The organism is Candidatus Desulfolinea nitratireducens (assembly GCF_982879505.1).
This window is the reverse complement of sequence record NZ_CEYOSI010000259.1, coordinates 1-4469: the sequence shown is the minus strand read 5'-3', so window position 1 is coordinate 4469 and position 4469 is coordinate 1. Positions and strand designations below refer to the sequence as shown.

General features: G+C 48.0%; 6 protein-coding genes. All 6 read right to left on the bottom strand.

Features of this window, described 5'->3' with window-relative positions:
- Positions 1-1154 (bottom strand): hypothetical protein (locus AC3DOM_RS16015; RefSeq protein ID WP_487920045.1); only part of this gene is annotated, 1154 nt, incomplete at its 3' end.
- 117 nt (positions 1155-1271) lie between these two features.
- Complete coding sequence (locus AC3DOM_RS16010) at positions 1272-2501, bottom strand: magnesium chelatase ATPase subunit I (protein WP_487920044.1); 1230 nt, start codon at positions 2499-2501, stop codon at positions 1272-1274.
- A complete protein-coding gene (locus tag AC3DOM_RS16005; protein WP_487920043.1) occupies positions 2498-2977 on the bottom strand; it encodes an acyl-CoA thioesterase in 480 nt (159 codons plus the stop codon). The genes AC3DOM_RS16010 and AC3DOM_RS16005 overlap by 4 nt, the downstream gene beginning before the upstream one ends.
- 4 nt (positions 2978-2981) lie before the next feature.
- Positions 2982-3359 (bottom strand): hypothetical protein, encoded by a 378-nt coding sequence (locus AC3DOM_RS16000; protein ID WP_487920042.1) that lies wholly within the window; start codon positions 3357-3359, stop codon positions 2982-2984.
- 64 nt (positions 3360-3423) lie between these two features.
- Positions 3424-3894 carry a GtrA family protein gene (locus AC3DOM_RS15995; protein WP_487920041.1) on the bottom strand — a complete coding sequence of 157 codons (471 nt, stop codon included), beginning with the start codon at positions 3892-3894 and terminating at the stop codon, positions 3424-3426.
- A partial coding sequence (locus AC3DOM_RS15990) for an NAD-dependent epimerase/dehydratase family protein (protein WP_487920040.1) occupies positions 3895-4469 on the bottom strand: 575 nt, incomplete at its 5' end.

Sequence of the window (4469 nt, the reverse complement as noted above, 5' to 3'; positions counted from 1 at the left end):
CCAACAATGGCATTATGGTAGGCGTATTCGTAGGGGTGTAATTTTATGCCACCATAAATTCCACTTATGACAATTGCAAGCAAGATAATCGCGCGGGACCAGTTTTCACGAACCGACATAAAAAGTAGCTCAAAGGAGAATCCAGTCAGAATAAAAACCGGCGGGAGAATAAAGAGAAAGTGACGGAAGCCATCATACATCGGAGGGCGAATAATCAAAGCATAGGCTAGCAGAAAGACAAACCAGAAGATTACTATTCCTAAAGATTGCCATTCCAACTTCCTTTTGAGCAATCGAAAAAATGCAAAACCCAATCCAAGGATGAAAAGCGGCCAAACAGGCTCTGTTAAAGTGGTTCCTAACAGGTAAGGGAGGTAGCGCAAGGGCAGCTCAAAAGCTCCATAGGGTTTACCGTAAAACAACACTTTCAAGGTGGTCGGATTATTCGACATCAACTTCACTACCTCGAAAAAGTGTGAAATCGGGGCGTCCCAAAGATAGGGCCAGGTGAGATAGACGACAAATAGAGCGATCAGTGCAGCGGGCAGGAACCAGATCAGGATTTTCGGCTTGCGTTTCAGTAATGCATAAAATAAGATCAGGATACCGATCAGTGGTGCGATGACGCGAAGATTTGTAGCCAGTCCGATCAGGATTCCGGTTAGTGCGATTTGACGGAAACGGAGCCTGATCCCCGCCTTTCCAATTGCCTCCGTTGTGGCAAGTTGATCCACCATTCTGAATCCATAGTAGATCGCGGCAAGAAAAAAGGTCGTAAAGGGAGGATCTTTGGGATTGATGAAGGCATGACCCCAAAGCAGGGGCTGAGAAATATAAAGGAGTGATGCGGCGAATCCGCTGAGGGGTTTGAGCCAGCGGAGCGACAATTTATAGAAATAATAGACACCGATCAGAAAGGTGATGAAATTTATCAGATGCCAGAGAGCTACTTTATCAATCCCGGTTAAAACATGTAGAAAATTGACTGGGATGCGTGCAAAAAGCAGGTAGGCGGGGCCACGATTACGATGATCACCTTTACTCGGGCCATAGGCGCGGTTGATATCAAAATCATCGCTCAATCGCTCCGGGATGGAATAGGCGTAGCCAATTGCCTCACCATAGCCATAATAAAGACCTTCATCCCAGGTCATGCCGTAATTCTGAAATGTGAATACTCCGATTAATAGGCTGATCAGTAAAAGTATAAAAATAGGGGTGTGTTGTAATTTCGCATTGGAATACATAAAATTTATGGGAGAAATCGTGGCTTATTTTTTTTGGCGCTTGGGTTTTGCGGTGCGCTTTTTTCTGGCAAAAGGTTTTGTCAGCGAAGCAAGTTCTTCCTCTTCCCCTTGTTGGTCGCTGAAATATTCATCAATAAAGTTGGAACGTCTCAGTCGCAGCGCCATTGGCGCTACAGCATGCAAATCCGCGAGCTTGACGGTATTCCGTCCACTTGCTGCAGTATAAGCCCGGGCGGCTTCAAACCATGTGATTTCAGCCCGTAAGGAATCCACGCCAAGTTTCTGGATCATGGTAATGCCTTCTTTGGCGACTTTATTGGAGATGCGGACCTGGCGAAGACGCTCTCGGGTTGATTCTAATTCTTGTCGAACGGCAGCAAGTTCTCCTGCGTATTGGCCGATTACCTGGCGGGGAGAATTCAAATAATCCTGTACGCGCCTGTAAGCGTCCAGTCGCTCTTTGGCTTTATCCAATCCCCTCACTATGACGCGCAAACCGAAGCGATCCATAATTTGCGGGCGAAGATGCCCCTCTTCAGGATTCATGGATCCGATTAATAGAAAGCGGGATCGATATGTGGCCGAAACCGGTCCGCGACGGATGGTGTAGGAGCCCTGAGCGGCAGCGTCGAGAATCGCATCGATCACATCATCGCTGAGGAGATTGACTTCGTCAATATATAGCAGGTTGCGATCTGCCTGGGCAAGAATACCACGTCGCAGACGCATTCGATTATGCATGGCGGCGCGCTCATCCATACCGCCAATCACATTTTCGAGTTGGGCGTTAAGGGGAAGTTCGACCAGGCGAACACGATCGGAGATAGTGAGTGGCTGACCCTCGCCATATTTTATTGCACAGTCAGGGCAGAGAGAATCCAGCCCACCTGCTTCGACATCTTCTGGTAGACAGCCGTAGTGGCAGTTACTACGCTCAACCATCGGGAGCAAATCGACAAGGCTGCGGACAGCGGTGGTTTTAGCGGTGCCTCGAGGTCCTACAAGGAGAATCCCGCCAATATTGGGATTGACCAGGCCCAGAATGAGGGCGAGCTTCATTTCCCATTGACCAACTATGGCCAGGAATGGAAAGGGAAGGATCTCAGCCTTACCACTATCTTCGAAATTAACCGGGGGAAGATCTCTGCCAGAAACATGATCAAGCAATTCTTTGAGCGATTTAAAAGGGTGCGCCTGGCGCTCCTTTTCATCGCTAATTGGTTCAGGCAACGGGGGAAGGTTGTCCGTACTCATTTTCTTTTTTGGGCAAGACGATGTGCCTGGCGCTTTTCAGCCTCTTGCATTCTTTCTTCTTCGGATGGGTTTTCTGCAGTCAGGCCAGGAACCTGGGTTGCGTTCCCTTTATCATCAAGAGCGACGTAAACAAGGTAGGCAGTATTTGTATGGACACGATCACCGCTAATGGGATTCTCAGCAATTACCTGCACCTCTGCCTCTAATGAGGTTCGTCCAGCATAGGTGACTTCAGCCGTAAGGATGATCAAATCTCCAATCTGAATCGGTTGCCTAAAAACCATTTGATCAATGGCAATGGTCACGACACGGTGTTGAGCGTGGCGCATACAGGCCAGCGCACCTGCCTCGTCGGCAAGTTTCATGATCCAGCCGCCATGGACATTCCCATGATTGTTTGCATGTCCCGGCTGCATTAATTGGGAGATGGAGATGCGCGAGGCACTCATCGGTTTGGACGTGGGGATCTGACTCATGTCCTTAATCCAGATCTTCCCGAAATTCGCCAGAATCACCTGCGTGAAGTCTCTCCGGCTCATCGAGAAGAATATCGATCGTATCCTGATAGAGTTCCGGCATCATGGGGGCGAGAGGGACGGTTGCGGGAGGGTAAACTTTAGGTGGTTTCGCAGGAGGTCGCTTGCGAGTTTTGGTAACTTCTATGGTACGTTTGCGTAGGATGCGGGGTCCTTCTCCAAGAAATCCGATATAAAATCCAATTACCGAGTAAATTTCACGCTCCGGTGTGATCCAGCCTACCCATTCGCCAAGACGATTGTAGATATAAGGGTAGACCAGAAAAGCCTCCGCATCGCCGCGGGTTGTAAATATGGGGATAATGGATGTAGAAGTTGCCATGGTTTTATTATAGCGTCTAAGAATTGAATAAATATTTCAATTACAGGGCATTAATAACGTTACTTTATCTATCCTGATCGATATCATTGTAGGTCCAATATCGGTTTACAAAGAAATTCCAGAGCATGACAATTCCAACGGCCAGGGCAAGAGTGAAATTTTTGGCTAGAAATTCAGTGTCAAATTGAAGCGCCCAATTATAATTCTCAAAGAAGGATAATATGGGCGGCTCCATGAAGTGTAAAATGGGGATTCGGATAATCATCCCAGCAATATTGACTATAAAAAACATGACTAATTGTTGTGATATTGGTCGAGAGCGTGATTCGGGATAGGTCCAAAATCGATTCCAAATGAAATTCGATAGGATGGCACAAATAAATGAAACTGTCCCAGCCGGCACAAGAGCTATCCCAAATATTTGAGTTAGCAGATTCATAATGCCGAAATCAATAATTGCGCCTATCACTCCGACAACGACAAAGCGTAAGAAACGGGTGCGCTCTTGCGCGCTTGAAAAAACCGTAGCTGTCACTTAGAGACCTAATTTGGATTGGAAATAGGGCATTGTGAGAGAAACGCCTTCATCCAGCCCTACCTTAGCTTCCCAGTCAAGGATATTTTTTGCCCGGGTTACATCGGGACGTCGTCGCTGGGGATCACGTGCGCTGCGCCCGCTGGGGACGAAGGTCACGCCGCCGGGATTCTTTGTTACGCGGTTGATTGCCTCAGCAAATTGAAGGATCGTGATCTCATCCGGGTTACCAATGTTGACGGGAAAAACCTCGTCTGAGTATAGCAGCCGGACAATGCCATCGATCAAGTCATCCACGTAGCAGAAAGAGCGTGTTTGTTGCCCATCGCCGTAAACAGTCAATTCCTGTCCCAGCAAGGCCTGTTTGAGAAAGTTGGGTAGAGCGCGTCCATCTTCCAGGTCCATACGAGGACCATAGGTGTTGAAGATTCGGACGATGCGTGTATCCACTTGGTGATAGCGATGATAAGCCATCGTTAATGATTCCGCAAAGCGTTTGGCCTCATCATAAACAGCGCGCGTCCCAATCGGGTCTACATTGCCGGGATAATCCTCGCTTTGTGGGTGGACGGTTG

Bases quoted from the DNA above. Each gene is read 5' to 3' on its own strand.
- AC3DOM_RS16010 (WP_487920044.1), bottom strand. From the start codon at position 2,501: ATGAGTACGGACAACCTTCCCCCGTTGCCTGAACCAATTAGCGATGAA.
- AC3DOM_RS16000 (WP_487920042.1), bottom strand. From the start codon at position 3,359: ATGGCAACTTCTACATCCATTATCCCCATATTTACAACCCGCGGCGAT.
- AC3DOM_RS16005 (WP_487920043.1), bottom strand. From the start codon at position 2,977: ATGAGTCAGATCCCCACGTCCAAACCGATGAGTGCCTCGCGCATCTCC.